This window comes from Allorhizobium borbori (genome assembly GCF_014196535.1).
Lineage (GTDB): Bacteria > Pseudomonadota > Alphaproteobacteria > Rhizobiales > Rhizobiaceae > Ectorhizobium > Ectorhizobium borbori.
Window position 1 is genome coordinate 1 of record NZ_JACIDU010000054.1, and the last position, 1,763, is coordinate 1,763.

At 59.5% G+C, this 1,763-nt stretch carries 1 protein-coding gene and 2 pseudogenes; all 3 read left to right on the top strand.

The features are described from left to right. Positions 1-123: pseudogene (locus tag GGQ66_RS22860) on the top strand (IS481 family transposase); the annotation flags it as partial. 1 nt (position 124) lies between these two features. Further along, positions 125-988 carry a helix-turn-helix domain-containing protein gene (locus GGQ66_RS22865; RefSeq protein ID WP_183796033.1) on the top strand — a complete coding sequence of 288 codons (864 nt, stop codon included), beginning with the start codon at positions 125-127 and terminating at the stop codon, positions 986-988. Between the two features lie 120 nt (positions 989-1,108). Continuing rightward, positions 1,109-1,669: pseudogene (locus tag GGQ66_RS22870) on the top strand (TonB-dependent receptor plug domain-containing protein); the annotation flags it as partial. Positions 1,670-1,763: the final 94 nt, after the last annotated feature.

Below are 1,763 nucleotides of genomic sequence, written 5' to 3' on the forward strand. Positions count from 1 at the left end.
GGCCGGCGGTTAAAGACACTGCGCGGCCTGACGCCCTACGAATTCATCTGCAAAATCTGGGCAACAGAGCCAAAACGGTTTAAACTCAATCCGCACCATCAAATGCCGGGACTAAACACCTAGGATGCACAACAGCATCGAAGGTTTTTCCGTCATGGGCGGCTTGCGCCGCAAGACATGGCACGGAATTGTAGCCGACCTCTGGGATGTCGAATGCGCGGATTATGCCGGCGGACATTATCTGGCCCGGGACCCGCGCCTGTTCATCCTGCTCGATCACTCCGGCACAGGCCGCCCGCTCGTCAGGCAGTCGCCCCGCGAAAGCGGTGCGTGGCAGGATCGCGCACTGACTCCGCTCTCCTACATTCCCGCGCATATGGACCTCTGGCTCGATATTTCAAATGTCAGCACGCTGCGCCATCTCGACCTTCACTTCGACGCCGATATCATCGCCCAACGTCTTAGCGAGGATATTGACCGGGACCGGCTGGATACGCCGCGCCTTCTGTTTTCCGACGAACGCATTCTTGCCCTTTCCCGGCTGATTGCGGCTGACATCGCCTCGGACACCCCCCTTCACGATCTCTATGGCGACGGGCTGGCGCTCTCGCTTCTGATCGACGTGCTTCAGGTAACGAAGACACCGGCGCGAAAGCGGGGAGGATTGACGCAGGTACAGCTTCGCCGCGCCGAGGATTTCATCACAACCCATTGCACCCGCACCATCCGCCTTCAGGAACTTGCAGCGTTGACGGGCCTGTCAGCCTCGCATTTCAGCCATTCCTTCAAGGTATCGACGGGCATGGCGCCGCAGGACTGGCAGATCGCCGCAAGGATCGACCGCGCCAAGCACCTGCTCCAGAAAAGCGGTCAGCCGCTTGCCGAAATCTCGACGGATGTCGGCTTCAGCGACCAGGCGCATTTCACCCGCGCTTTCCGTCGCCATACGGGAACGACCCCGGGAAAGTGGCGAAAAGCACGGCAATGACGCCCAAGAGTTTTCAACCACAGCCGGATCAGTCAATCGCGGCCCTTAAACATGAGTTAATAACTCATCTATAAACCCCGCTGAAACGTGCGGCGCGGGTCAGATATTGGGGCGCTACGAATGACGACGTTGATCGCAAAATCCAGATTCCGCCATACATTGCGGGCCAGCGCGGCGCTTGCCGCCATCCTGACCGCCAACCACGCCTTTGCCGAGGAGCCGACCACCAGGCTTTCCACCATCGTGGTCGAGGGCGATGGCAGCCAGGCCCGCGGCCCGGTCAAGGGCTATGTCGCGAAGAAATCGGCGGCTGGCTCCAAAGCCGACACGCTTATCAAGGAAATTCCGCAATCCGTTTCCGTTGTCGGTCGTGCAGAACTTGATGATCGCGGCGTGGTCAACAAGATCGATGAGGCACTGCGCTACACTGCCGGTGTTGCCGCCGAACCCTTCGGCACCGATCCGGACACGGACTGGCTCTATATTCGTGGTTTCGACGCCACCCAGACCGGAATGTTTTTCGATGGCCTGAACCTCTTCTCCTACGGTTTCGGCGGCTTCCAGATCGACCCCTTCGCGCTGGAGCGCGTTGATGTGCTCAAGGGGCCAGCATCGGTTCTCTATGGTGGCGGCAATGCCGGGGGCATCGTCGATCTCGTGCGCAAGCGGCCAACCGATCAGCTTGTCTTATGATTTCCGTGCTTCTTCATGAGATAAAGAAGCGCCGGAGAGGACGGCCATCCTTCTCCGGCGATGGGGGACGGATCGTGAAATG